Source organism: Streptomyces sp. NBC_01478 (assembly GCF_036227225.1).
GTDB lineage: Bacteria > Actinomycetota > Actinomycetes > Streptomycetales > Streptomycetaceae > Streptomyces.
This window is the reverse complement of the sequence record NZ_CP109444.1, coordinates 3,486,043-3,512,600: the sequence shown is the minus strand read 5'-3', so window position 1 is coordinate 3,512,600 and position 26,558 is coordinate 3,486,043. Positions and strand designations below refer to the sequence as shown.

The following is a 26,558-nucleotide window of genomic DNA, read 5'->3' as shown; positions in this document are numbered from 1 at the left end:
AATGAGCGCACACCGAGCAGCGCTATGAGAATCCTGTGAAAAGCCAGTGAAGCGGCTTCGTCCGGTGCCGGATGTAAAGGTGATGTGAGGGCAGATCATGACTCATCGTTGACCTGTGCGCTACCTGTTCTTGGGGTTGCTGTGGGGGTGACGTGGCCATCTCGTGGTCGAGAGTTGGCAGTTCAGGGCCATTGGCGGGGTGAAATGCCCAGATGGCTGAGGTATGCCCGGAGTATGGGCGTGATCAAGTACACATGTGGAGAAGTTGAGTTGACATCCGGTCGACTCCGACTCAAAGTTCCGCTCACTGGCAACGAGTTTTTCCACGGGTTCGAATTCCATCTCGGCCCGTCTCATCGGGGGGTTGTTCCGTGCGTCGTGCTGCCTTTTTCCGGAGGCCTCCGGAGTTCTGGGGTCGGCGTACCCGCACTCGGACGCGCATTGGATTCGCCGTCGCGATCGCCTTGCTTGTGGCGCTCCTTCCGGCCCAGGCCTTCGCGCTTCCCCCGGGGGACGGCCGTGCCGACGTCGGCCTCATCGACCTCCAGACCGAGCCGGCCGCCGAGGACGCGGAGACCGGTGCCCTGGAGGAACTGACAGGCGAGGGAACCGTCGAGCCGGTGGAGTACGAACCGGCCAACGCCGAGGCACCGGCCGGGGGCGAGGCCGCCGCCAAGCTCGCGTCACCCACTGCCGGCACCCTCGTGCAGGCCGGTGACCTGCCGGTCCTCGTCGGCGCCCCCGAGGACGCGACCACCGCGCAGGCCGCCGCGCTCGCCGGTGACTGGGGCGTCGAACTCGCCTCCGCCGCCCAGACGGACACCGCCGAGGTCAAGGGCGTACTGCTCACCGTCACCCCGCCCGCCACCGCCACGGGCGAGGTCGACATCGCCCTGGACTACAGCGAGTTCGAGCAGCTCTACAGCGCCGACTGGGCCGACCGGATGCAGCTCGTCCAGCTCCCGGCCTGCTTCCTCACCACCCCCGACACCGAGGGCTGCACCGATGCCACCTACCTGACCACCGAGAACGACGACGACACGGGCCGGGCGACCGCCGCTCTCGACGTCACCGGCCTGTCCGCGGGCACGACCGCGTCCACGGCGTCCGCCAAGGGCGACGACGGCACGGTGAGTGACGCCGTCTACCGTGGAAACGCCTCCACCGGCGGGGCGTTGAAGACCCTGCTCCCCGAGGCGTCCGCGTCCGCCGGCTCGGCGGTCGTCGCCGCCGTCGACTCCGGCTCGGGCGCCAAGGGCGACTTCACCGCCACCCCGCTCGCCAGCGCCGGAAGCTGGTCGGCCGGCGGCTCCTCGGGCGCTTTCACGTACACCTACTCGGTGACCTCGCCGACCGTCCCGGCCGGACCGACCCCGACGGTCGCCTTCCAGTACAACTCGCAGGTGGTGGACGGCCGTACGTCCGTCTCCAACAACCAGGCCTCCTGGATCGGTGACGGCTGGGACTACAACCCCGGCTCCATCGAGACCACGTACCGCTCCTGCTCCGACGACACCGCGGGCGACGCCAACAACGACGGCATCGACACCGGCGACCTGTGCCAGGGCTCCGACAACGCGGTGCTCAGCCTCGGCGGAAGCACCACCGAACTCGTCAAGGACGACGAGACCGGGGTGTGGACGACCGCCAACGGCGACGGCTCCAAGGTGGACCTGCTCACCGCGAGCGACGTCGTCAACGGCGACAACGAGGGCGAGTACTGGCGCATCACCGCGCGCGACGGGACGAAGTACTACTTCGGCCGCAACACCGTGACCGGCTGGACCTCGGGCAAGGAGACCACCGACTCCGTCCTCACCGTCCCGGTCGCCGGCAACCAGGTGGGCGAGCCCTGCTACCACGCGGCCTTCAAGGACTCGTTCTGCCAACAGGCCTGGCGCTGGAACCTCGACTTCGTCGTCGACCCCCAGAACAACGTGATGTCCCTGTGGTGGGACCGCCAGGGCAACTACTACGCCAAGAACAGCAAGTACAGCTCACCCGCCTACTACCACCGCGCGAGCACCCTCGACCGCATCGAGTACGGCCAGCGCATGTCCACGTTCTACACCGCCGAGCCGGTCGCCGAGGTCGACTTCACCACCCGGCAGCGCTGCTTCGCCGGCGACGGAGCGGTCTGCACCGACACGAACCTCACGTCCGGTGACCCCGGCCTCAACCAGTACTGGTACGACACCCCGGCGGACCTGTACTGCGCCGACCCGGACGAGAACTGCTACGTGGGCTCGCCGACCTTCTTCAACAACTTGCGTCTGTACTCCGTCACGACCAAGGCCCAGCGGGCCAAGGGCGACACGGCCCTCTACAAGGTAGACAGCTACACGCTCGCGCAGTCCTTCCCCAGGACCCTCACCGACACCTCGCCCCCGCTCTGGCTCGAGTCGGTCACCCGCACCGGCTTCGGCCCGGACGCGGACGCCCCGGACGGCGACAGCGAGCCCATGGCGTCGGTGGAGTTCTCGCACAACAACGCCCCCATGCCCAACCGTGTGGTGGAGGGCGCGAGCGATCCCCGCCCCGCCTTCGACCGGCTGCGCATCCGACGCGTCGTCACCGAGTACGGCGGCGAGATCGACGTCGAGTACTCGACCCCCAAGGACGCCTGCTCGACCGGCTCCGGCTTCCCCAAGCCCGAGGAGAACGCCGGTCTTTGCTACCCGGTCTACTGGTCGCCGGACCCGGCCGAGGAGACCATCGACTGGTTCAACAAGTACGTCGTCACCTCCATCACCGAGAAGCCCCGGGTGGACGGTGTTCCGGATGTCGTCACCAGCTATGACTACGACGGGGGCGGGGCCTGGGCCCTGAACCAGACCGAGTTCTCCAAGAAGAAGACGCGCACCTACGATCAGTGGCACGGCTACGGACTGGTCTACACGAAACACGGCACGACGGACTCGACCCAGGGCACCGTCCAGTCCAAGACCGCGACCCGCTACTTCCGGGGCATGGACGGCGACCCGCTGCCGGGCAGCCAGGGTGTACGGGACGTCTCCGTCTACGCCTGGTACGGAACGAAGATCGCGGACGACCATCCCGCCTTCCAGGGCGCGGTCGCCGAGACCATCACCTTCAACAAGGCCGCCGACACCTACATGGGGCCCACCCGGACGGTGACCGTCCCGACCGCGGTCGAGCTGGGCAACCGTTCCCGCGACAACGGCATCGCGGACCTGATGTCCTACCGGGTCCAGACCGCCCGCACCGACACCTACAACCGGATCTCGGCCACCGGTGATGACAACGCCCGGACCTCCGCCCTGGTCCGCGTCTCCACCACCTACGACTCCTACGGCCTGCCCACCCAGGTCGACTCCGAGGGCGACACCGGTGTCACCGGGGACGAGACCTGCACGGTCACCGAGTACCTGAACAACACCAGCAAGCACATCATCGGCGCGGTCAAGCAGGTCAGGACCACCGCAGGGCGCTGCTCGGCCGCCGCCACCGCGACCGCCGACGACGTCGTCTCCGGCACCCGCAGTGCCTACGACGGCGCCGAGTACGGCACCGCCCCCACCTACGGCCTCGCGACGAAGACGTGGACGATCAACGGCGCCGGCGCCGACTGGATCCGCACCTCCACCACGACGTACGACGACTACGGCCGCATCGCCACGGTGACGGACGCCGGGAACAACCAGGCGAAGACCACCTACGCGCCGACCACCGGCCAGGTCTACTCCACCACCGCGACCAACGCCCTCGGCTACACCTCCACCACAACCGTCGACCCCGGCCGCGGCACCGCCCTGACCAGCACCGACGCCAATGGCAACACCACCACCTACGCCTACGACGCGCTCGGCCGCGCCACCGCCATGTGGACGGCGTCACAGGACCCGGCCACCGACAAACCGTCGACGAAGTACACCTACGCCGTCACCACCGGCAAGCCCACCGCCGTCACCGGCCACACCCTGCGCGACAACGGCACGTACGAGGACTCCGTCACCCTCTACGACGGTCTCGGCCGGGTCCGCCAGACCCAGTCCGAGGCGGCCGGCGGCGGTCGGCTGATCACCGACACCCACTACAACTCCAGCGGTACGGTCCGCCGGGTCGACGGCGCGTACCTCGCCGAGGGCGAGCCGACCGGTGAACTCTTCGAGCCCGTCAGCGACTTCGTCCTCCGCTCCTCGACGGTCACCACCTACGACGGCATGGACCGACCGCTGACCGTCACCCCCTATGAGGCGGGCACCGCCAAGGCCACCAAGCGGACCACGTACGAGTACGGCTACGACTACACCAAGGTGATCGCCCCCACCGGCGCCGCCTCCACCCGTACCTACACCGACCAGCTCGGCCGCGCGGTCCGCGTCGACCACTACACGGATGCCCTGAAGGCGGCCTTCACCTCCACCCACTACACCTATGACACCCGCGGCAACCGGGTCTCCGCGACGGATGCCGACGGCAACGAGTGGGAGTGGAAGTACGACGCGCGCGGCCGCCAGACCAAGGCGATCGACCCCGACACCGGGACGACGGTCACCACGTACGACGACCTGGACCGCCTCCTGACGTCGAAGAACGCGAACGGCACCACGGTCTGGACCGGCTACGACGCGCTCGGCCGCAGCACCGGGCAACGGCTGGACAGTTCCTCGGGCAAGGCACTGACCTCCTTCACTTACGACACGGTCACCGGCGGCCTCGGCCAGCCGGCCACCTCGACGCGCTACACCGGCGACAAGGCGTACACGACCTCGGTCACCGGCTACGACGACGAGTACCGCCCGACGGGCAAGTCGGTGACGATCCCGGAGGCGGACGCCACCAAGGGCCTGTCCGGCACCTACACCTACGGCTACACCTACACCGCGACCGGCAAGCTTGCCTCGACGACCGTCCCGGCGGTCGGCGGCATCGCCAAGGAAGACGTCGTCACCCGCTACGACGGCGACGGCCTCGCCGTCTCCACCTCGGGTGAGGACTGGTACACCGCCGAGGTCGACTACTCGCCCTACGGCGAGGTGCTGCGCGCGGTCACCGGCGAACAGCCCTACCGGGTCTGGACGACCAACGTCTACAACGAGAACACCGGACAGCTCTCCCGGACGATCACCGACCGGGAGACCGCCGACACCTACCGAGTCAACGACCGTACGTACGCCTACGACGCGGCCGGCAACATCACCATCCTCGCCGACACCGTCCCGAAGACGGCCGACGACGACTCCACCGCGGTCAAGACCGACCGCCAGTGCTTCACGTACGACGTGCTCGGCCAGCTGAACCAGGCCTGGACGTCGAACTCGACGACCTGCGCGGTGACGTCGGCCGGCGCCCCGAACGGTGTCACGGCCACCGTGGACGGTGACGGCTACTGGCAGACGTACCACTACGACGCGATCGGCAACCGCGACCAACTCGTCGACCACTCCGTAGAGTTGGTGAACGGCTCGACGGTCGCCGACGCCACCCTCGACGTCACCACGTCGTACGAGTACGGCATCGACCCGTCCGGCTCCGGCGTCACCGCCCAGCCGCACACCCTGACCACGGTCACCTCCGACTCCTCGACGGTGGACTCGGTCGCCACCGTCGGCTACGACGCCTCGGGCAACGCGAAGACCCGGATGTACGGGGGCGACACCCAGTCGCTGACCTGGACCTGGGACGGCAAGGTCGAGACGGTCACCGGCTTCGGCGCGGAGGGCGAGGGCCAAGCTGTCAACTCGTCCGGCAAGTGCCTGGACCTGTCGAACGGTTCCACCACCGCCGGCACCGCCCTGCAGCTCTACACCTGCAACGGCACCAAGCCGCAGCGCCTGCGCATCGACGCGACCGACTCCGAGACGGACCCCTCAACCGGCGCGCTCAAGGTCCTCGGCCACTGCGTGATGCCCTCGGGCGGCGCCACCGCCAACAACACGGCGATCGTCATCGCCGACTGCACCGGCGCGGCCAACCAGCAGTGGACGGCGACCAGTTCGAACACCCTCAAGCACGTCGCCTCCGGCAAGTGCCTCGACGTGCCCAACGGCGACTACACCACCGGCAAAGACCTCCAGCTCTACACCTGCAACTCCACCGCCCCCCAGACCTGGACGCTGGGCGACGACACCACCTATCTCTACGACGCGGCGGGCAACCGCCTGATCACCACCACGGCCGGCAGCCACACCCTCTACCTCGACGGCCAGGAGCTCTCGACAGACGCCAACGGAGCCGTCTCCTACTCCCAGCGGTCGTACTCCCAGGCCGGTGCGCCGACCGTGCTCCGCCACTCCAGCCGCGGCTCCGCCACCACCTCACTCCTGGCCCTGATCCCCGACCATCAGGGCACCACCCTCTTCACCATCGCCCTGGCCTCGGGCCAGGAGGTCAAGCGAACGAAGACGGACCCGTTCGGCGTCGAACGCTCCACCAGCGACACCTGGGCCCTGCACCGCGCGTACATCGGCGGCACCGACGAGAACACCACCGGCCTGATCCACCTCGGAGCCCGCGAGTACGACCCGGAGACGGGCCGCTTCATCTCGGCCGACCCCGTCCTGGACATCGCCGACCCGCTCTCCATGAACGGGTACGCGTACAGCAACAACAGCCCTGTCTCGAACTCGGACCCGAGCGGCCTGATGCCGTTGCGGGACGACTTCGGTGCCGGCACGACCAGTTACGTCGGTTGCCCCAGCCTGACCAACCCGGCCTGCCCCGAGTCCGGCGGTGGCGGCGGAGGCGACACGGGAACGGGCAGCAGCTCGGGCTCCCAAACCGTCACCGTCACCGTGACGAAGACCGTCACGGTCACCAAGCCGGCTCCCGAGTGCAACTGGTTGTGCAAGGCGAACAACTGGCTCGACAAGCACAAGACCGAGATCATCACCTTCACGGTCGAGGTCGCCGTCGGCGCCGCCTGCTACGGCGCGGCGGGCGCGGCAGGTGCCGCCACCGGCGGAGCGGGCCTGGCCCTGGCCGCGGGCTGCGGAGCCGTCGCCGGCTTCGCGGGCGGCCTGGTCGGCAACGCGATGGACGACAACGCGGATCACAGCGTGGGCGGCTACCTGAAGGCGGGAGGCATCGGAGGCGCCATCGGCGCGGTGGGCGGCGCCGCCGGAGCGGGCGTGGGCGCGGGCGTCAAGGCGCTGGCGAAGACGGGGCTGGGCCAGAAGGCCATCGAGGTGGCACAGAAGGTCCTCGGCAAGAAGGGCTGCCTGAACAGTTTCGTCACCGGCACGCTGGTCCTGATGGCCGACGGCAGCACCAAGCCGATCGAGGAACTGGAACTGGGCGACGAGGTCACCGCCACCGACCCCGAGACCGGTGAGACGACGACCGAGACCGTCACCACGACGATCCTCGGCCAGGGAATCAAGCACCTCGTCAAGATCACCGTCGACACGGACGGAGACGAGGGCGACGAAACGGCCACCGTCACCGCCACCGACAACCATCCCTTCTGGGTCCCGGCCCTGGGCGAATGGCTCGACGCCACCGACCTCACCACCGGCGAATGGCTCCAGACGAGTGCCGGCACCCGAATCCAGATCACGGCACTCAAGCGCTGGACCGAAACAACGACGGTCCATAATCTCGGGGTCAGCGACAAGCACACGTATTACGTGCTGGCGGGCGCCACGCCGGTACTCGTCCACAACTGTGGCGGTGCCAGGTTCGAAGTGGATTCCAACGGTGTTGCGACTGACCTGGAGAATCCGGTCACGGCGACTGAGGCTTACAGTCGCGCCAGACACTATGGCGGCTCTCAGACAAATGGTGCTGGCGGTCGTGCTGCTCGGGCAGCGGGTGAGGGGCAGCCGTGCCCGGAATGTGGCACCACGATGACGGCAGGAACGGCTCACGCCCCGGTTCCCGAGCATGATCCGTCGCTGGTTCTGCACTACTATCGTGGCGGAGGGTCAGAGATGACAAATGCAGAGCGAAGAGCCTATGCAAAGAACGACGGCATCAACGGATCTGCGTGTAAAGTCTGCCAGCTGTCACAGGGGGCTGAAATGGCAAAGGTCTCCAAGGCGATTAAGAGGAACCTGGGGCTATGACCAGCGAAAGCGATCGACTGTCCGCTCTTGAGGGGCATGTTCGGAGTTTCTGGGACGGCCACATTGTGGAGCCCGCCCCCTGGAATCAGGGACCGATCCGCGAGCGAGTTCCGCAGTTCGCCGTCTATCGAATCCTGCCCGAGCGCGCTGGCGGGGCTTGGGTATATGTGACGGTGGGCTCCTCGCTCGATGGATCAAGTGCCGATGGAACCGAGTTCTTCCTCATGTCGCCTGTGGCTGCTGATGTCCACTCGGAGACGTTGGCGATGGTGAGTCACTATCACTCGTTTGAGGCCCATCGATTGACTGTTGGTTCGATCGTCAATATCGGCCGTCCTTGGATGCCGGATTCGCGCATGGAGCACCTTCTGGTGAGTCTGCCCTATCCGTATGGGCCCGAACTTGAATGGTCTCCTTCGCAAGCTGGAGGTGCGCGATTCTTGTGGCTACTGCCGATCCACAAGAGTGAGGTCGAGTTCATCAGGCGTGAAACTCTTGATGAATTTGAAGGCATGCTGGATTCGAGGGCCGTAAATGTGCTGGATCCCGATCGAAATCCAGTTGTCTGAGATGGAACCTCAACGGTTATAGAGGGGCGGTAGGCGAGTAGTCGCGCCCGCTCTACGACGAAGGGGGCGCCCGGAGTGACCCGGGCGCCCCCCAACGTTCTAGGAGTCGAAATGCGGGGAGTCCATCCTGCGGAGGCGGCCGTTGGCCCGATGTTCCGCATGTTCACCTTGAGATATTCGACGATGCGAGAAAGCATTTGGCTAACCAAATTCAGCTCGAGAAGCGCGGGCGTATCCTATTAGGGTCTCACGAGGGTCACTTCGTAAAACTTCACGACGATTCCGATGTCACTGGCGGGTATTATATTTTTCTCGTCAATGACCTCGCGGCCCCGACAGACGGATGCGACTACTGGGTGGAGAATCTGGCGGAACTCGAATCCTTCGTGGAGTCATCCCGTTGGGAGATCGAGTGGACCGAGTGATATGTGACTGATTCATCGGGGTTTCAGCCGCCCGACATCTCCTCGAGTTTTACCTCCGGGCCGATCCGGCAACGGTTTCCGCTCTGCGGTTGGCAGGTTGGTATCCCGGACGGCACCTCGACGTGTCTTCTGACATCCGGTCTCTGGAGGCGCAGGGATACGTTCCGAGTTTGTTGGCGACTGAATTCCTCGAGTCGTTCCGGGGGTTGAAGATCGAGCCGGCCCAGGAGAACGGGCCCAACTTCATTAATGGCGAGCCATCTTTCGTCGACGCTGTGGGGGACGGCGGCAGGCATCAGGACGAATCCTTGGTGATCGGCTCGGTCATCGGCGGTTCGTGGTTCCCTATTGGTTGGTGGCTCAGCTATTCGCATGTCTTCATGCGGCAGGATGGGGCCCTGGCCGCTTATGCGAACGGCCTGATTTGGAGTATCGGAAGCACACCTCGCGAAGGCTTGGACCTGATGGTGAGTGCAGATCGCCCGTTGATCTGCGTTTACGCTCCCGAGGGAATGAAGCGGTGGCCCGAGTGGGGCGCCTGGCTTTTATTTGATTGGATGGTGGCACTTCATGGCGCCGAAGATATCGGCCAGCGTGATCGAGCGTTCGCAGGGTTTTCTGGAACCCGGTGAGCGGGTGGAGCGGGTTCTGCTGGCTCAGGGTGGGCTCAATCCCTGGGCACAGGTCGGGTTTGTCGTGGTGGGGCTGATCGGGGTCCGGGTCGTGGCCGTTGCCGCGGGGGCGTCGGGTGGGTTCGGGGCGCTCGGGGGTGTGCTCGGCGCGCTGGCCGGAGCGATGATCGCCGCGGCGTTCACGACACGGCGGGTGGTGCTCTCCACCGACCGGGGTGTCGTGGTGCTGGAGTACGGGCAGTTCGGCGGAGTGAGGCCGAGCAAGGCCATCGCACGACTGCCGCAGGGCACCACGATCGGCACCCTGTCCGGCACCTGGGCGCGGACCGAGTTGGCCGGGGAGCGGCTGTGGGTGCACAAGAAGTGGCACGGGAACGTGGTCGTGCCCGCGGGGCCGTTCGGCTAGGGCCGGTCGCGGGGCGCCTCGGTTAGCGGAGGGCTTGCCCGCGGGCAGGTGACTCGAGTGGGCCGGTCGTCCTTATGAGGGCGCCCGGCCCACTGCGTGTGCATGAGGACGTGCTGAGGAGCGCCGAGCCGGAGACGACGGTAAGCCGGGTAATAGCGGTCCTACGACGTTGGGGGCGCCCCGAGTGATCCGGGGCGCCCCCAACGTCGTAGGAGTCGAAATGTGGGGGTGTCAGCGGGCCTTCCCGCCGCCCTTGGGGAGCTTCATCCCCTTGGGCATGGGGCCCTTCGGCAGCGGCATGTTGCTCATCAGGTCGCCCATCGCGCGCAGGCGGTCGTTGGTCGCCGTCACCTGCGGGCCCGTCAGGACGCGCGGGAGCTTCAGCATCGTCGTACGGACCTTCTTCAGCGGGATCTGGCCCTCGCCGGTGCCGACCATCACGTCGTGCACCGGGACGTCCGCGACGATGCGGTTCATCTTCTTCTTCTCGGCGGCCAGCAGGGACTTCACCCGGTTCGGGTTGCCCTCGGCGACCAGCACGATGCCGGCCTTGCCGACCGCGCGGTGCACCACGTCCTGGCTGCGGTTCATCGCCACCGCCGGAGTCGTCGTCCAGCCCCGGCCGATGTTGTCCAGTACCGCCGCGGCAGCGCCCGGCTGGCCCTCCATCTGCCCGAAGGCGGCCCGCTCGGCCCGGCGTCCGAAGACGATCGCCGTCGCGAGGAAGGCGAGCAGGAGGCCCAGGATGCCGAGATAGATGGGGTGACCGAGCAAGAAGCCGATCGCGAGGAAGACACCGAAGGTGGCAATTCCGACAGCCGCGAGTACAAGACCGATCGTCTTGTCGGCCTTGCGCGTCATCTTGTACGTCAGAGCGATCTGCTTGAGTCGCCCGGGGTTCGCAGCGTTGTCCGCTGTCGTGTCCTTCCTCGCCATGCGAGGAAGTCTACGTGCCCGCGGGAGCGCCGACGACGGCGGTGCCCCGGCGGAGGGGATTCAGGAGTGCGAGGTGAGGGACTGCTCCAGGACGAGCTGTGCCTCGACCCGGTCCTTGGCGCGGCGGCGGTCCTCCAGGACGGAGGTCCACGCGTTGCGACGGGCGGTGCGCTGGCCGCTGCTCAGCAGCAGCGACTCGACCGCGCGCAGGGCGTCGGTGACGGACGGGATGGCGGTGGCACGGACGGGCGCGGCCTGCATCGTGGAGGTCCCCCCTCGGAACGGCTCTGGGTATGGGTCTACGTGCTGTAAATGCAGTGTCACTGATTGGTGTTACCAGGGCGTGACCGACCGGTCAAACGCCAATGAAGCCTTGATGCGGTGGGCCGAAACGCTGACGCGGCCCTGACGGACGCCCTCAACTGCGAGGACGGTCAGGACCGCGTCGACGTCGGGTGCTACTGGCGGGTAGCTGCTTGTGCGCGAATTCACACAGCGGTGACCGGGCTGACTCACACCGCCTGCGAGGCCACGTACGCGCCGCGCTTCTCGACCGCCATCTGGTACAGCCGCCCGGCACGGTACGAAGAACGCACCAGCGGGCCGGACATGACACCGGAGAAGCCGATCTGCTCGGCCTCCTCCTTCAGCTCGACGAACTCGTGCGGCTTCACCCAGCGCTCCACGGGGTGGTGCCGCACCGACGGCCGCAGGTACTGCGTGATCGTGACCAACTCGCAGCCCGCCTCGTGCAGTTGGCGCAGCGCCTCGCTGACCTCCTCGCGGGTCTCGCCCATGCCGAGGATCAGGTTCGACTTCGTGACCAGACCGTAGTCGCGGGCCTCGGTGATGACCTTGAGCGAGCGGTCGTAGCGGAAGCCGGGGCGGATGCGCTTGAAGATGCGGGGGACCGTCTCGACGTTGTGCGCGAAGACCTCGGGGCGCGAGGAGAAGACCTCGGCGAGCTGCTCCGGGACCGCGTTGAAGTCGGGGGCCAGGAGCTCGACCTTGGTGCGGCCGGCCTCGCGGGACTCCGTCTGCTGGTGGATCTGGCGGACCGTCTCGGCGTACAGCCAGGCGCCGCCGTCCGCCAGGTCGTCGCGGGCGACGCCGGTGATCGTGGCGTAGTTCAGGTCCATGGTGACGACGGACTCGCCGACCCGGCGCGGCTCGTCGCGGTCCAGGGCCTCGGGCTTGCCGGTGTCGATCTGGCAGAAGTCGCAGCGCCGGGTGCACTGGTCGCCGCCGATGAGGAAGGTCGCCTCGCGGTCCTCCCAGCACTCGTAGATGTTGGGGCAGCCGGCTTCCTGGCAGACCGTGTGCAGGCCTTCGCTCTTCACGAGCGCCTGCATCTTCGTGTACTCGGGACCCATTTTCGCCCGGGTCTTGATCCACTCGGGCTTGCGCTCGATGGGGGTCTGGGCGTTCCGGACCTCCAGGCGCAGCATCTTGCGTCCGTCTGGGGTGACTGCGGACACATCGGCTCCCTGTAGCTTCGATTCTTCGGCGTACACCAGGGTACGCCCGTGATTTCAGGCCCCCGCCTTGAGGCCAACCGCAGAGCGGAAAGTCACATTCCCGGGTCAGGCGGTCGCTTTCTCGATCTCCCGGGGCTTCAGGTCCGCGTGCTCCAGTACGTCCTTCAGGTGCCGCTCGACCACCGGCAGGACCTCGTCGATCGTGACGTCCCGGCCCAGCTCGTTCGCCAGCGAGGCCACCCCCGCGTCGCGGATGCCGCACGGGATGATGCGGTCGAACCACTTCATGTCGGGGTTCACGTTGAACGAGAAGCCGTGCATGGTGACGCCCTTGGCGACGCGGATGCCGATCTGGGCGATCTTGCGGTCCTCGCGGCGCTGGCCGGCGTTCGACGGCGCGTACTCCGGGCCGTTCATCCGCGGGTCGAACTCCTCGTCGTGCAGCCGCGGATCGAAGTCGAGCGACAGCCCGCCGAGCTTGGGGCGCTGCTCGACCGGATCGCCCAGCACCCACACCCCGCTGCGGCCCTCGACCCGGCTGGTCTCCACGCCGAACTCCGCGCACACCTGGATCAGCGCCTCCTCCAGGCGTCGTACGTGCGCGACGACGTCCACCGGGCGGGGCAGCTTCTGGATCGGGTAGCCGACGAGCTGGCCCGGGCCGTGCCAGGTGATCTTGCCGCCGCGGTCCACGTCGACGACGGGGGTGCCGTCCAGCGGGCGCTCGTTGTCCTGGGTGCGGCGGCCGGCCGTGTAGACCGGCGGGTGTTCGAGGAGCAGCACGGTGTCGGGGACCTCGTCCGCGAAGCGGGCCGCGTGCACCCGGCGCTGCTCGTCCCACGCCTCCTGGTACTCGACGGCCTCCGCGCCGAACCCCATCCGGACGAACCGCAACTCACCCACGGCAAGCGCCTCCTCAGCAGCACCTATGAGTCGTAAGGCACGAAACATGCCTACGCCACTGTACGACCGACCGCTGACAGCCCTCCGGGCGGTAGGGGCCGTCAGCCCTACGACCAATCCTCACACGATCGGATGAATGCACGTCGGAATGTGCGACGGGATGCTTACGCTCCGCTACATTCGCGCCGTTCACGAGGCCAAAAGGGCTGCTCACAGGCAATCCGGGCAGGCAGTGGCCGCACAGGCCTCTGTTGAGGCCCGAAAGGCAGGAGACCGCACCGCAGATGACGGAACGACCCGCGCAGCGCACTCCCAACCGTCAGCTCGCCGCGCTCATCGCAGAAGCGGGGTTCTCCAACGCAGGTCTCGCCCGTCGCGTGGACCAGCTCGGTCTGGAGCACGGACTCGATCTCAGATACGACAAGACATCCGTCACCCGGTGGCTGCGCGGCCAGCAGCCCCGAGGCACCACGCCCGCGCTCATCGCCGAGGTCTTCACCCGCCGGCTCGGCCGCCGGCTCACCGCGCAGGACCTCGGGCTCGACGCCTGCGCGCCGGTGTACGCCGGGCTCGAATTCGCCGCGACCCCCGAGGAGGCCGTCGACATCGTCAGCGGGCTGTGGCGCAAGGACTCCGGCAGCCATGCCGAGCTGCGCAAGATCGCCTTTACCCCGGCCGGTCTTGTGGTGCCGAGCCGGGACTGGCTGATCGGCCGCGCCGACGACCGGGTCGGCCGCGCCGAAGCCGCGAACCGGGTGCCCCCGCAGGGCCGGCCCGCCGTACCCCGGCAGCGTGGGGCGGCCGAGCGCGGCCCCGGCCAGAAGGTCACCGGCGGCGACATCTCCGCGCTCCGCTCGGTCGGCGAACTCTTCCGCACCCTCGACAACGCCTACGGCGGCGGCCACGCCCGGCAGGCCCTCGTGCGCTACCTGGAGCACGAGACCGAGCCGATGCTGCGCGGCACCTACGGCGAACAGACCGGCCGGCGCCTCTTCGCGGCGGCGGCCGACCTCACCCGGCTCGCGGGCTGGACGTCGTACGACATCGCCGCGCACGGGCTCGCGCAGCGGTACTTCGTGCAGGCGCTACGGCTCTCGCAGGCGGCCGGGGACCGGGCCTACGGCTCGTACGTGCTCATGACCATGAGCCGGCAGGCCGTCTATCTCGGGCACGGGCGCGAGGCCGTGCAGCTCGCGCGGGTGGCGCAGCAGGGGGTCGGGACCAGCGCGCCCCCTGTCGTCCAGGCGCTGCTGCACTCCGTGGAGGCGCGGGCCCACGGGGTGCTCGGGGAGGTGCGGGCGTGCACGTCCGCGCTCGTCCGGGCCGAGCGCGCCCTCGAAACGGCGCGCGGCGGGGACGAAGTGCCGTACTGGGCACGGTTCTTCGACGAGGCGCAGCTCGCCGACGAGTTCGGGCACGCGCACCGGGACCTGCAGCAGTTCCGTGCCGCCGCGCAGCATGCGGAGCGGTCGTTGCAGTTGCGCGCGCCCGCCTTTGCCCGCAGCCGGCTGTTCTGCCGGGTCGTGCTCGCCTCCGCGCGGCTCGGGCTCGGGGAGCTGGACCAGGCGTGTGTGCTGGGGGCGGAGGCGGCGGGGCAGGCTGCGGAGATGCGGTCGGTGCGGGCGGTTGAGTATGTGCGGGACTTCGAGCGTCGGCTTGAGCCGTACAAGGATGCTGCGCCGGTGCGGGGGTATCGCGACAAGGTCGCCGCGTTCGGGTAGGCCCTTCGCCGTGAGGGTGGCGGACGGTGGGACTGCGCGGCGCCGTCGTGGCTGGTCGCGCAGTTCCCCGCGCCCCTTCAGGGCGCCTCAGGCGGCCTGTGTTGTTGGGATCGGGTCTGCTTGGTGCATCGATCCCGCCGTGCCCAGGTCCGCCAGAATCGCCGCCGACGCCCGGTGTCCCGAATGCAGCGCCCCCTGGACCGTGCTCGTGTCCCGGTGGTCGCCGCAGACGTACAGGCCGGCCAACAGCCGTACGGGACGCCGTAGATCGTGCGGCGGGCGCATGGCCGGTACGGCCGTGGCGGTGTGGTGGACGACGAGCGTCTCCCAGCGGGTGGTCGAGGTGCCGTAGAGGCGGGACAGGTGCATGCGTACGGCGGTGTCGACGTCCGGTGGGGGAGGGCCGAGGACCGTCGAGGAGACGAGGGCGCGGCCTGCGGGTGCCCGGGCGGGGTCGACCTCGCTGACGATCGCCGTGTGCGCGACCGGGCCGCCGCGGTCGGAGTCGAGGAGCAGGGCGGCTCCGGTCGCGGGCGGGTCGTCGGTCGTGTGGTGGACGACCGTGACCTGGTGGAAGTCGGGTACGCGCAGGCCGGGCAGGAGTTCGGCCGCCGCGCGCGCGTCCGTCGCCACGAGCACGGCCCGGCAGCGGATCTCGCCGTGCTCGGCGGTGGTCACCGATGTCGTCGATACGGCCGTGACGCGTACGCCGGTGTGCACGGTGCCCGGCGGCAGCGCGGCGGCGAGTACCTCGGGCAGCATCTCCGCGCCGCCCTCCGGCAGACACAGCCGCCCGCCCGCGAAGGCGCGCAGCGCGAGGTCGGCGCACCGGCTGGAGGTGGTCAGCTCCGGGTCGCAGAGCAGCGCGGCGAGGAGGGGGCGCAGGAAACCGTCGATGGTGCGGGCGGGGACGCCGCGCGCCGCCAGTGCCTGTCCGGCGGGCAACTCCGGCCGGGACAGCAGGCGTTCGACCGGCGTCGCCGCGAGGCGCGTCAGCGCGGTGCCGAGCCGGGCCTGGTCGACCGGGCCGCCGAGGGGGGCGCCGGCGCGGGACCTGGGCACGGCGGAGGACCCCCGGGTGCCGGCCGCCCGGTCCTTGACGGTGGGGCCGCCCCAGGAGGGGTCGGTACGGTCCCCGGGGGAGGTGCCCGCTCGGTTCCTGAGCGCTCCCCAGGAAGCGCCCGCCGGCCCGCCCCGGGACGCGGTCCGGTCCTTGGCGGCGAGGCCCTCGGAAGGTGCCGCGCGGTCCTCGGGTGCGGGTTCGTCGCCTGGGGTTCCCGTGCGGCCCTTGGGCGGTGCCCCGTTCCGAGAGGTTTCTGTCCGGTTCCGGGATGTCGCCCCGTCCCGGGGCGCTCCCGCCCGATCCCTGAACGCCGTGCCGCCCCTTGACGCGCCGGCCGCGGCTCCGGGCGCCGCCGCGGCCCAGGCGACGCCGCCGAACCCCCTCGTCACCGGGCCGCCCCACAAGGAGCCCCTCCGCACCCTCGGCACCGCCCCCGCCCGAGGGGCGCTCGCCAGGGCGCGTACGGCGTGGAGTGCGCCCCACGCGCTCCCTCCGGGCGCCGGGGTGCCCGCGTGGTGGTGGCGGCCGTCGCTGTGGAGGAGGACCCCTGGTGCGAAGGGGCGCAGCACCAGTGCGCCCAGGCCCGGGGTCAGGCGTAGTTCGGGGTACGAGGTGGACAGGAACTGTCCGATCCGGTCGAGCCGGAACCCGTCGACCTTCTCCGTCGACATACGGCCCCCCACGTAAGGGGCGGCCTCCAGGACTGCGGTCGTTACTCCTGCGCTGATCAGCCGATGCGCCGCGGCGAGTCCGGCGACCCCGGCTCCCACGACGACGACGTCCGCCTGGTACGCGGGCTCAAGCACGTGCCCCTCCTCGAGGTTGCGCGGCCGGTGGAGACGTCATGCCCCCAACAGCCTCCAGGGATACCCGAGTTCGGGTCGAGGTTAGGGCCGTGATCGGGCAGGGGGAGTCGCGCATACGCAGGGCACGGTCGCACGGCGGTCGCATACGGTCGCCCAGCGTCATCACCGGGTGTCGAACGCGTCCCTCGCTGTCAGGGGAAGTCCGGTGCGGTCAGAGGAAGTCCGGGCACTCCTCGGCGAAGCCCTGCGAGACGGGCTGCCAGGCACCGTGGTCCGCACGCACGCTCAGCCGGTCCGCTTCCTTCGCGGTCTCGATCAGTTGGGCGGTGCTCAAGGGGACGGCCGCCGTGAAGACCCGCCCGAGGTGGTGGCAGTGCACCATCGGGCGGAGACCCTCCGAATACGGCTCATCGGCGACCGCGAAGAGATCGGGCAGGGTCCAGCCCAACGGACCGGCCACGGCGCACAGTTGCAGGCGCCGGTGCCGATTCGGCTCCCAGCGCCACACCATTCCGTACAGCGTGCTGCGGGACAGTCCCAGGAACGGCAGTTCGCGGATGGTGAAGCCGCGATTGCGGATCAACTCGCCGAGTGTGGCGGCGAACCTGGTCTCGGCGGGGCGGGGGTACGGGCGGGGATGCCGCACGGGCGGTCCCGGGGCGGCGACACGGGGCAGCGAGCGGACGAAAGCCTCCAGCGCGACGAGTTGCGAGTGGCCGCAGTGGCTGACGCGGTAGGCGAACTGCCCCACGACCTCCGGGTCGCGCTCCGGGGGCAGGAGTTCCGCCGGTACCGGGTGGCCCGCGACGGCGATCAGGTCGGCGGGCGGTATGCCGAGTTCGGCGGCGAGTTCGGTGAGTCGCCGCGGAGGGGTCGCCGTTCCGGTCTCGGCGAGGCTGCGCAGGATGGTGGCCCGATGCATGGGGCGAAGGTAGCGGGTGGACCGCCAGGACAGCCGGGCGGGACGCTGAGCGGGCTAGCCGAGAGGGCGGCGGTAGCGCAACTTGTCGAGCGCGGCCCCACCGGTGGTGTCCAGCACGGCCGCGCCGTCGGCATGCCAGCCGGCGGATTCGTAGAAGCGCCGGGCGCGTTCGTTGTCCGCCAGGACCCACAGGGTGGCCTGCGCGTAGTCGGCCTGCCCGAGAGCCGTCAGCGTGGCCTGCATCAACTGCCTCCCGATTCCGGTGCCCCAGACCTCCGGCAGCGCGTACAGCGTGCCGATCTCCGCGACAGCGGGGGTTTCCCGGGACGGGCCGAAGCCGGCGAATCCGACGATCGCCGTCTCGGTCTCGGCCACCAGCACTCCCGACGACGGCCATCGTGTCTCCGCGATGACTGTCGTCCACTCGGACTCTTCACGGCTCGCGTCCATGGCGTCGAGGTGGTGCTGGGGGACAAGGCCGGCGAAGGCCGCCCGCCAGGAGCGCACGTACACACCGGCGACCGCCGACGCGTCATCAGGCCGTGCCTGTCGGGTCCGCATGGCCGTCATTCTTCAAGTCCCGTCGATCCGGGCCAAGTTCTTTGTTCTGCCGCGTTCTTCGGCTCCAGGCGACCGGCATCCCCAGGCCCTCCCGCACAGGCCCGTCCGCACAGCCCCGCCCCTCACAACGCCGCCCGGATCGCCCCCTCGATCTCCGGGAACGCGAACGTGAACCCCGACTCCAACAGCCGCTTCGGCAGCACCCGTTGACTCCCCAGCACATCCCCCGACATCTCCCCGAGCACCAGCTTCAGCGCGGGCGCCGGAACGGTGAACAGGGACGGGCGGCGCAGCACCCGGCCCATCGCCGCCGAGATCTCACGGTTCGTCAGCGGGTTCGGCGCGGTGAGGTTGAAGGGGCCGGACAGCCCGTCCGTGTCGATGAGATGCCGGATCGCCGCGACCTCGTCGTGCAGCGCGACGAACGACCAGTACTGCCGCCCGTCGCCGAACCGCCCGCCGAGGCCCGCCTTGTAGAGGGGGAACAGCTTGGCCCACGCCCCGCCCTCGCGCGCCACGACCAGACCGGTCCGCGCGAACACCGTGCGGACGCCCGCCTCCCGCACGGGCGCCGTCGCCTCCTCCCACTCCACGCACAGCGAGGGCAGGAAACCGTCACCCGGCGGCGCGTCCTCGTCCACGGCGCGGTCGCCCGTCTCGCCGTAGAAGCCGATCGCGCTGCCGTTCACCCACACCCGCGGCGGCCGGTCCAGCGCGGCCACGGCCTCCGCGAGGGCCGCCGTGCCCAGCACGCGGCTGTCGCGGACCGTCTTCTTGTAGGCGTCCGTCCAGCGGTGGTCGCCTACGCCGGCACCGGCGAGGTTGACCACGGCGTCGCAGCCGTCGAGCCCGGCCGCGTCCACGTACTGCCCCTCGGGGTCCCAGCACACCTCGTCCGCGGCCCGGGCGCCGTGCCGCACCAGGCGCACCACCTCGTGCCCGTCCGCGGTCAGGGACCGCACCAGTGCGCTGCCGATCAGACCGGAGGCGCCGGTCACCGCGATTCGCGAGCGTTCCATGGCGTCCATCCTGCCTCGTTGATCCATAAAACCCCCATGAGGACCGCGCCGTCCCCGCCGTACCCTGGCCCACATGTCCGAGCCGAACATACGCATCGCCCTGCCCGACGACGACGAGGAACTCGGCGCACTGGACCGTGCCACCTGGTCCACCCTGCACGCGGTCATGCCGCGGCCGCGGCCGCCGTACAGCCCCTTCTTCGACGCTCGGCACGCGCCCGGTGATCATCTGGTCGCCGAACTCGACCGCCGGATCGTCGGCTACATCCGGCTGGGCGCCCCGACCGAGCTCGCCTGCAACGCGCACGTCCGGCAGATCCAGGGGCTCGCCGTCGCGGACGAGGCGCGCGGCAGAGGGGTCGGCCGGGCGCTGGTCCGGGCGGTCGTCGAGGAGGCCCGACGGCGCGGCGCACGCCGGCTCACGCTGCGCGTGCTCGGGCACAACGCCCCGGCGCGGCGGCTCTACGAGGCCGAGGGCTTCGCCGTCGAGGGCGTACTGCCCGAGGAGTTCCTGCTCGACGGGCGGTACGTCGACGACGTCTTCATGGGCCGCTCCCTCTGAACGGCGGCCGGTCTACGACGTGACCAGGTCGCCCGTGTCCACCTCGGCCGTCGCGGTCGCCGCCTTCCGCGCGTCCCCGGAGACCTCGTCGGCCGTCAGCACGTACCCCGTCTCGTCGTCCGAGGTCGAGCGGGCGAAGACGACGCCGTAGACCTTGCCGCCGGTGGTCAGCAGCGGGCCGCCGGAGTTGCCGGGGCGGACCGTGGAGCGGATCGAGTAGATCTCGCGGGTGACCGTCCCGTTGTTGTAGATGTTCTGGCCCGTCGCGTTGACCCGGTTGGCGACGGTCGCGGCCTGGAGGTTCAGGTCGCCGTCCTGCGGATAGCCCGCGACCACCGCCGAGTCGCCGCGCGAGGCAGTGTCGTCGAAGCCCAGCACGGGCGCGGACAGCCCCGGCACATACAGCACCGCGACGTCCTTGTTCGGGTCGAAGAGGACGACCCGTGCCTCGTACGACCGCCCGACCCCGCCGATGCGGACCGTCGGGTTGTCGATGCCGGCCACCACGTGCGCGTTGGTCATCACGTGCTGCGGCGCGTACACGAAGCCGCTGCCCTCGCGGCCCTGGGTGCCCGAGGAGCCCTCGATCTTGACCGTGCTCCGCTTGGAGGCGTTCGTCGCGGCGGCCGTGACGCTGTCGCCGGTGGGCTTGGCGACCTCGGCCGTCGACTCGTTCTCGAACGGGTTGAAGACCTGCGGGAAGCCCGCCTCGGTGAGCGCCGAGGTGGCCCGCGAGAACCACGTCGGTGTCGTGTCCGGCATGAGCTTCTGCACGCTGCCCAGGAGCGTCGAGTCCTGGATCGCCGTCGTGACCGTCGCGGACGAGGACGCGCCCAGGACGCTCGCGGCCACCCACGCCACGATCATGACCGCCACCGAGTTCGCCGCGGCCCCGCCGATCCCGTCGGCCACCCGCAACGGCCCCTGGTCCAGCTCCTTGCGCAGCTTCAGCGCCAGCCGCCCCGCCAGTTCGTGCCCCACCACCGCCGGGGTCAGCACGGTGAGCACGGCGGTCACCGTGGCCGTTGTCGTCCCCGGAGTCACCAGGTCCATCACCCACGGCAGCACCCACACGCCGATGACCGCACCGCCCACGAACCCGGCGAGCGACACACATCCGGCGACGAGGCCGCGCCGGTACCCCGACGCCGCGTAGGCGAGGATCACCAGCAACAACAGCAGGTCGAGCAGGTCCACGGAGCCGCCTTTCTCTCGGAACCCTTAGTACGCGAGGAACGGGCGCACTGATCAGTTACGCGCGCGTGGCCCCCCGGGAACCCACCACGCGTGCGTGTACCCCCAGAAACGTGCCGGACCAGGACGATGGTTCCACCGGGTGGCACAGCACACATCGCGGGCGGAGCGAATCCGGCCGAGAGTGTGACCATGCGTGTCCTGAGAAGAACGCTGGGTGCACGAAGCCGACGGCGAGTGCGAATACCCCGCTCGGCGCTCGTGCTGCTGGCCTGCCTGCCCGGTCTCGCCGCCGTCCTGGTGCTGGCCCTGTGCGCGAACGGCATCGGACGCAAGGCCACCGCCGCCGTACGTCCCCCGGTCGGGGCCCGCCCGGTCGCGCTCCACGCCGCGCCCAGGCCGCGCATCGTTCCGCGCTCGGCCTGGCTGGACGCCCTCTCGCGGCACGCGCAGCCGCCGCCGCGCTACGACGACAAGGTCGTCGCCGTCTTCGTCCACCACACCGACTCGCCGAACGGCTACGACTGCGCGGACGCGCCCCGCATCATCCGCTACCTCTACGCCGGCCAGACCGGCGTCCGGGACTGGGACGACATCGGCTACAACTTCCTCGTCGACCACTGCGGGACGATCTACGAGGGGCGGGCCGGTGGGGTCGACCGGGCCGTCACCGGGGCGCATACGCAGGGGTTCAATCACCGGACTGCCGGGATCGCCGCGATCGGGACGTTCACGGCGGGGATGGCGGTGCCGAAGGTGATGACCGATGCGATTGCTGCGCTGGCTGCCTGGAAGTTGGGGCTTGCGGATGTCGATCCGCGGGTGAAGGTGCGGCTGGTGTCCAGCAACAACCTCAGCCGGTACGCCAGCGGTACGACGGCTGTGCTGCCCGCGCTGGCGGGGCACAAGGACGGGTACATGACGAGTTGTCCGGGGGCGGCGTTGTTGGCTCGGCTTCCGGAGGTTCGGGTGTTGGCGGCGCGGTTGCAGGGGCGGTGAGGGGTGAGTGTCGGGTGGCGGGTCCGGTGGGGGCTGGTCGCGCAGTTCCCCGCGCCCCTGAAGGGCGGGGCTTCGCCCGCCCGTCCTACCTGCGGGCTAGATAGACGCTCAACGCCCGTTGCAGGACCTTCCCCTGACTTCCCACCGGGCGTTCCCATTCCCCGAGGTACTCCACCGCCCGGCCGCCCGCGCCGGTCTTGAAGAGGAGGCGGCCTACCAGGCGGTCCTCGGCGACCAGGGACGGGGTGATGGAACGGAGGTCGTACGTGTCGGCACCCGAGTCCAGCGCCTCGCAGAGCATGCGCCACAACAGGAGGCTGCTGGGGCGGAGTTCACGGCCGCGGCGGCCGGACGCGGGGTACGAGTGCCAGACGCGGGGGCCGACGCCGATCATCAGGGCGGCGGACAGGACCTCGTCGTCGTACTCGGCGAGATAGATCCGCAGGCGGTCGGACTCCTCGGCGTTGAGCGCCTGCCACATGCGCCGGAAGTAGTCCAGGGGACGCGGCTTGAACCCGTCCCGCTCCGCCGTGGCCCGGTACAGCCGGTGGAACGCGGGCAGATCGTCGGCCGAGCCCCAGAAGACCCCGACCCCGCCCGCCTCCGCCGTCTGTAGCGACCGCAACCAGTTGGGGGAGAGCGCGGCGCGCAATTCGTTCACCGACCGCCCGGCCAGGGGGATTTGGCACCCGTAGCGCGGCTGGCCGAGCCCGAACCCGCTCCCGTCCTCCTCCTTGCACCGCCGCCACCCGAGGCGCTTGAGCCGCTCCGCCGCGTCGAGCGCGTACCCGTCTATGCCGTCCGTCGGCAGGTCGCGCAGATGCCGTACGGAGGGGTCGGCGACGCCCGCCGTGACGGTGGCCGCGTCCCAGTGGCGGACGGCGAGCGGCGGGCCGATGCGGACCGAGAACGCGCCCTCCTTCTCCAGGTGCTCGATCAGCGGGTCGAGCCAGCGTTCCGGGCGCTGGCTGTGCCAGTCGATCGCGGGCCCGTCGGGAAGGTAGGCGAGAAAGCGACCGGTGCCGGGGAACGCCCGGTACAGCACGAGCGCGACGGCGACCATCACGTCCCCCTCGAACCAACCCACGCTCTCCGCGGTCCAGTCGGGCTTCACGTCGGCCCACTCGGGGATCTGGAGATGGCTCGCGTCCGGGTGCAGCCGGAGATGCGCGAGGTGTTCCTCGCGGGTGATCCCCTTCACGTACGGGCTGGTCATGGGCACGACGCTCCTGTTCGGCGGCGGCCACCGTAAGCCGGGGCGCACCGGGCGGGTCAAGACTTCACTGCTGTGAACTCCGCCCACACCTGCTTGCCGCGTCGGTCCTGCCTGGGCGTGACGTCCCATTGGCTCGCCACGGACGCGATCAGGGAGATGCCCCCCTTCCGCTCTCCGTATCCCAGTCGGGTTCGGTGTACCGGACGGGCAGTTCGGGCGAACGATCGGCGACGGCCACGCGAACCCCGGTGTCGCTCAACGGGATCGCCCTGGTGAGGGCGGGCCGCGTTGTCAGCGGTGTGTCATGACGCGACCGGGCGGTCGGACAGGTGGGCCAGCTCGGTGAAGAACGCGCGGTAGAGCGGCTCGTCGGTGGTCTGGATCTCGACGGTGACGACCCCGTGCCGGGAACTCGTCGTGCTCGCGTAGATCGGTTCGGCGAGGTCTTCGACGTGGCCGAAGTGCAGCCGGGTCACGCCGCCCCTGCGCGCCTCGGCCCGTACCTTCAGCCAGCTCAACGGGGCCCGGTACGAGCTGATGACGCGATTTCGCCGGAACAGCTCGACGATCCCGTGGCCGACCCGCATATGGACGCGGTCATGCTCGAAGACCTTGTGGTCGCACGCGGGTGGCTCCATGCCGGTGAAGATATCCGACCCCTCGACCGGCCCCGACCGGCGCTCACAGGTTTCTCGCAGGCAACTCACCGAGTTCCCCGAGACAAGCTCCCTATCGTCATGCACACGCACTGACTGGAGGTGGGGAAAATGAACAGCAGTCACACCAACACCACGGAGAAGTCGGCCGGTTGGGCCAAGTCCGCCCGCGGCCCCTGGGCGGTGGTCTGCGCGGTCGCGACCGTGATCCTCGGCCCGGCCGCCGTCACGGCCTCCGCACTCGACCAGGCCAACGCGGCCCCGATGCACCACGCGGTACGGGCCGACCAGACGCAGGCCTACATCTCGACGGACACGTCACGCCGCCGGACCGCCGCCTAGTGCTGTGACCGTACGGGTTCACCGGGTTGGGCCGAGGTCCCGCCTTTATGAGGCCTGGCGTCGGGAGAGAGCCAACCTGCGCCGTTGTCGGTCGATTTCGGTGACGACGACCGTGACCTCGTCGCCGACCTGGAGGACGTCCTCCGGAGTCTCCACAGGCGCCGGGGCGAGTTCTCGGAGATGAACCAGTCCCTCAACGCTGTCGGCGACCCGGACGAAGGCGCCGAACGGGACCAACTTGGTGACCTGTCCTTGCAGCCTCTGGCCCACCGCGAGCCCTTCGACGAACGCTGCGAAAGGGTCCGGCTGCATCGCTTTCAGGGACAGTCTCGCTTCTCCGTTCCAGTCGTCGAACTGGAGGAACTCGCATGAGATGTGCTGTCCGACTTGCACGACGTCCGACATCGCTTCGACATGCCGCCACGACAGTTCGGCGACCGTGATGAACCCGACGCCGGGGAAGACCGGATGGTCAGGGCCGTCGTCGAGCGACACGAACACGCCGAACCGCTCGATTGCCGCGACCGTGCCGGAGAGAATCTCACCGCGCCGACGCGATGCCAGGAACGCCCAGAGCTCCGGGTTCTCGGTGGCGGTCATCGCCAGCCGGACCCGGCCCTCGTCCGGGTCGACGGCCGTCACTTCAGCGCTGATCCGCCGGCCGGCCTCCAGAGCCGTGGCGTCATTCCAAAGCCAGGAAACGTTTGCCTGCGAGACGATCCCCAGCGGGCGTGCGGGGAACCCGTCCAGGGTCACCGCCACCCCGTGCGACCGCGTGATCTCCGCGACCGTCCCGCTGCACAGGTCGCCGACGTGGATCCCGGCCAGGAAGTCCCGAGAAGCCTGATCGTCCGGCACTGCCCCCATGCTGTCCAGCCTCTCATGGGGAGCCGTGCGCCGACCCCGATCCAGCCGCGGCCGTCAGCGGGCGGCGACCAGTTCCTGTGTGCTGGTGACCGTGCCGTCGGCGTGTTGGGTGAGGCGGAGGACCAGGACTTGGCGGCGGTCGGCCGGCGTGCTCACATAGAGCGGGCGGCCCTTGTTCAGGCCGGGTGCCTTGAACTCCACGCGGGAACCGAACGCTCCGGAGGCGCTGTTGCAGCCCTTGGCCAGGGTGCGGCCGAACGGGTCGTGGTCGTGCCGGGTGGCGTCGACGTCGTAGTCGACGTTCTTGTTGTCGGGCTTGGCGACCGTCCCGACGTTCATCGTGACCCATGCGTGGACTTTCACGTCCGAGCAGACGGCGATGTCACTGACGGCCTGCGGATCCGGGTCGTTGAGTTCCTTGCCCTCGGCGTCCTGTCCGACCAGCAGGAGGGCGCCGCCCAATGTGGCGATCCCCACGACGATGGCGGCGGCACCGAGCAGGATCATCGAGCGCGGGCGGACGATCGGGAACATGGGCCCTCCGGGAAAGCGGCGGTCTCGTCGCCCAACTCGCTTGTGCTGAGCGGGCGTTGTCGCTTCGTAGGACATGCGTGGCGGGGCGGGCGTTGCGACCGGAGTCACTTCAGGACGCCTCTGTGACACGTGAGACGGCACACCGTTGCCGGGGCCGTGGTGCGTCGCTCAGTCCCTGCCCAGCCCCAAGTACTGTTCGCCCGAGGGGTCGATGTCCACGTTGAGCCCGTTCAGGAGGCCGGCGAGCATCGTGTAGTACCCGACCGTCGTGATCAGCTCGACCACCTGACGATCGGTCAGATTCTTGCGGAGTGTGCCCAACGTGGCGTCCGTGAGCGTGTGTTGGGTCAGCAGCTCCTCCGTCGCCGTCAGCAGTACAGACTCGACCGCGTCGAACTCGCCGTCCTCGGGCCGGAGTTCGACGATGGCGGCCAGTTGGTCGGGGGTGACCCCCCCGTGAGAAGTGCTATCGGCCGATGCTGGACGACCCCGTACGCGCAGTCCGTGCGCGCCGCCACCGTGACCACGACCAGCTCGCGCAACCGCACCGGCAAGGACGACCCGAGCACGGCCATGCCCAGGTCGATCGCCGGACCCGTCATGTCGGGGGCGTGGGAGAACATGCGGAACGCGTTCAGCGGGGTGGGAAGCGCGTCGACGGCTTCGGCGGAACGCTCCGGGTACGGTATTCGGGCCACGGTGACCTCACTGGAATCC

23 protein-coding genes are annotated in these 26,558 nt (G+C 69.4%); 8 read left to right on the top strand and 15 right to left on the bottom strand.

Annotated elements, in window-relative coordinates; genetic code table 11:
• Positions 1-470: 470 nt before the first annotated feature.
• The 4 genes from OG223_RS15845 to OG223_RS15830 all read left to right on the top strand — a co-directional run bounded on the left by OG223_RS15845 (position 471) and on the right by OG223_RS15830 (position 10,062).
• Positions 471-8,030 carry a ricin-type beta-trefoil lectin domain protein gene (locus OG223_RS15845; RefSeq protein ID WP_329248213.1) on the top strand — a complete coding sequence of 2,520 codons (7,560 nt, stop codon included), beginning with the start codon at positions 471-473 and terminating at the stop codon, positions 8,028-8,030.
• Entirely contained in the window at positions 8,027-8,599 is a 573-nt protein-coding gene (locus OG223_RS15840; RefSeq protein ID WP_329248210.1) for a suppressor of fused domain protein, read from the top strand. Before OG223_RS15845 ends, OG223_RS15840 begins: the two co-directional genes overlap by 4 nt.
• A 439-nt stretch (positions 8,600-9,038) precedes the next feature.
• A complete protein-coding gene (locus OG223_RS15835) occupies positions 9,039-9,656 on the top strand; it encodes an SUKH-3 domain-containing protein (RefSeq protein WP_329265296.1) in 618 nt (205 codons plus the stop codon).
• Positions 9,619-10,062, top strand: coding sequence for a hypothetical protein (locus tag OG223_RS15830; RefSeq protein ID WP_329248209.1), 444 nt, complete (start codon positions 9,619-9,621; stop codon positions 10,060-10,062). Before OG223_RS15835 ends, OG223_RS15830 begins: the two co-directional genes overlap by 38 nt.
• Positions 10,063-10,293: 231 nt before the next feature.
• On the opposite strand, the gene OG223_RS15825 is transcribed toward OG223_RS15830, so the two are convergent.
• From OG223_RS15825 to lipB, 4 genes are all read right to left on the bottom strand, one after another.
• Positions 10,294-10,998, bottom strand: a complete 705-nt coding sequence (locus tag OG223_RS15825; RefSeq protein WP_200684882.1) for a DUF4191 domain-containing protein — start codon at positions 10,996-10,998, stop codon at positions 10,294-10,296.
• 60 nt (positions 10,999-11,058) lie between these two features.
• Positions 11,059-11,259 (bottom strand): SCO2195 family GlnR-regulated protein, encoded by a 201-nt coding sequence (locus OG223_RS15820; RefSeq protein WP_329248202.1) that lies wholly within the window; start codon positions 11,257-11,259, stop codon positions 11,059-11,061.
• A 251-nt stretch (positions 11,260-11,510) separates the two neighbouring features.
• Positions 11,511-12,476, bottom strand: a complete 966-nt coding sequence (gene lipA, locus OG223_RS15815) for a lipoyl synthase (protein WP_329248199.1) — start codon at positions 12,474-12,476, stop codon at positions 11,511-11,513.
• Positions 12,477-12,581: 105 nt separating this feature from the next.
• On the bottom strand, positions 12,582-13,379 hold the full coding sequence (gene lipB, locus OG223_RS15810; RefSeq protein ID WP_329248196.1) for a lipoyl(octanoyl) transferase LipB: 798 nt from the start codon (positions 13,377-13,379) through the stop codon (positions 12,582-12,584).
• Positions 13,380-13,663: 284 nt separating this feature from the next.
• Between lipB and OG223_RS15805 the strand changes: the two genes are divergently transcribed.
• Positions 13,664-15,100, top strand: a complete 1,437-nt coding sequence (locus OG223_RS15805) for a regulator (RefSeq protein WP_329248192.1) — start codon at positions 13,664-13,666, stop codon at positions 15,098-15,100.
• A gap of 87 nt (positions 15,101-15,187) precedes the next feature.
• Here OG223_RS15805 and OG223_RS15800 read toward each other — a convergent pair whose 3' ends face one another.
• From OG223_RS15800 to OG223_RS15785, 4 genes are all read right to left on the bottom strand, one after another.
• Entirely contained in the window at positions 15,188-16,969 is a 1,782-nt protein-coding gene (locus OG223_RS15800) for an FAD-dependent oxidoreductase (RefSeq protein ID WP_329248189.1), read from the bottom strand.
• Positions 16,970-17,180: 211 nt separating this feature from the next.
• On the bottom strand, positions 17,181-17,891 hold the full coding sequence (locus OG223_RS15795) for a hypothetical protein (protein WP_329248186.1): 711 nt from the start codon (positions 17,889-17,891) through the stop codon (positions 17,181-17,183).
• A gap of 54 nt (positions 17,892-17,945) precedes the next feature.
• Complete coding sequence (locus OG223_RS15790) at positions 17,946-18,452, bottom strand: GNAT family N-acetyltransferase (protein WP_329248183.1); 507 nt, start codon at positions 18,450-18,452, stop codon at positions 17,946-17,948.
• A 122-nt stretch (positions 18,453-18,574) separates the two neighbouring features.
• Complete coding sequence (locus tag OG223_RS15785) at positions 18,575-19,471, bottom strand: TIGR01777 family oxidoreductase (RefSeq protein ID WP_329248180.1); 897 nt, start codon at positions 19,469-19,471, stop codon at positions 18,575-18,577.
• A 73-nt stretch (positions 19,472-19,544) separates the two neighbouring features.
• Here OG223_RS15785 and OG223_RS15780 point away from each other — a divergent pair, with 73 nt between their 5' ends.
• Positions 19,545-20,033, top strand: a complete 489-nt coding sequence (locus OG223_RS15780; protein WP_329248177.1) for a GNAT family N-acetyltransferase — start codon at positions 19,545-19,547, stop codon at positions 20,031-20,033.
• 12 nt (positions 20,034-20,045) lie between these two features.
• On the opposite strand, the gene OG223_RS15775 is transcribed toward OG223_RS15780, so the two are convergent.
• Positions 20,046-21,230: a MarP family serine protease gene (locus OG223_RS15775; protein ID WP_329248174.1), complete on the bottom strand. Its 1,185-nt coding sequence runs from the start codon at positions 21,228-21,230 to the stop codon at positions 20,046-20,048.
• Positions 21,231-21,419: 189 nt separating this feature from the next.
• Here OG223_RS15775 and OG223_RS15770 point away from each other — a divergent pair, with 189 nt between their 5' ends.
• On the top strand, positions 21,420-22,226 hold the full coding sequence (locus tag OG223_RS15770) for a peptidoglycan recognition protein family protein (protein ID WP_443073713.1): 807 nt from the start codon (positions 21,420-21,422) through the stop codon (positions 22,224-22,226).
• 85 nt (positions 22,227-22,311) lie between these two features.
• Here OG223_RS15770 and OG223_RS15765 read toward each other — a convergent pair whose 3' ends face one another.
• Both OG223_RS15765 and OG223_RS15760 read right to left on the bottom strand, forming a co-directional pair.
• Positions 22,312-23,442 carry a lipid II:glycine glycyltransferase FemX gene (locus OG223_RS15765; RefSeq protein ID WP_329248171.1) on the bottom strand — a complete coding sequence of 377 codons (1,131 nt, stop codon included), beginning with the start codon at positions 23,440-23,442 and terminating at the stop codon, positions 22,312-22,314.
• A gap of 302 nt (positions 23,443-23,744) precedes the next feature.
• Entirely contained in the window at positions 23,745-24,080 is a 336-nt protein-coding gene (locus OG223_RS15760) for a hypothetical protein (protein WP_329248168.1), read from the bottom strand.
• A 129-nt stretch (positions 24,081-24,209) separates the two neighbouring features.
• Here OG223_RS15760 and OG223_RS15755 point away from each other — a divergent pair, with 129 nt between their 5' ends.
• Positions 24,210-24,440: a hypothetical protein gene (locus OG223_RS15755; RefSeq protein WP_329248166.1), complete on the top strand. Its 231-nt coding sequence runs from the start codon at positions 24,210-24,212 to the stop codon at positions 24,438-24,440.
• Positions 24,441-24,485: 45 nt separating this feature from the next.
• Here OG223_RS15755 and OG223_RS15750 read toward each other — a convergent pair whose 3' ends face one another.
• From OG223_RS15750 to OG223_RS15735, 4 genes are all read right to left on the bottom strand, one after another.
• Complete coding sequence (locus OG223_RS15750) at positions 24,486-25,307, bottom strand: S1 RNA-binding domain-containing protein (protein WP_329248164.1); 822 nt, start codon at positions 25,305-25,307, stop codon at positions 24,486-24,488.
• Between the two features lie 54 nt (positions 25,308-25,361).
• On the bottom strand, positions 25,362-25,841 hold the full coding sequence (locus OG223_RS15745; RefSeq protein ID WP_329248162.1) for a hypothetical protein: 480 nt from the start codon (positions 25,839-25,841) through the stop codon (positions 25,362-25,364).
• Between the two features lie 168 nt (positions 25,842-26,009).
• On the bottom strand, positions 26,010-26,162 hold the full coding sequence (locus OG223_RS15740; RefSeq protein WP_329248160.1) for a hypothetical protein: 153 nt from the start codon (positions 26,160-26,162) through the stop codon (positions 26,010-26,012).
• Between the two features lie 47 nt (positions 26,163-26,209).
• Positions 26,210-26,539, bottom strand: coding sequence for a carboxymuconolactone decarboxylase family protein (locus tag OG223_RS15735; RefSeq protein ID WP_329248157.1), 330 nt, complete (start codon positions 26,537-26,539; stop codon positions 26,210-26,212).
• Positions 26,540-26,558 lie beyond the last annotated feature (19 nt).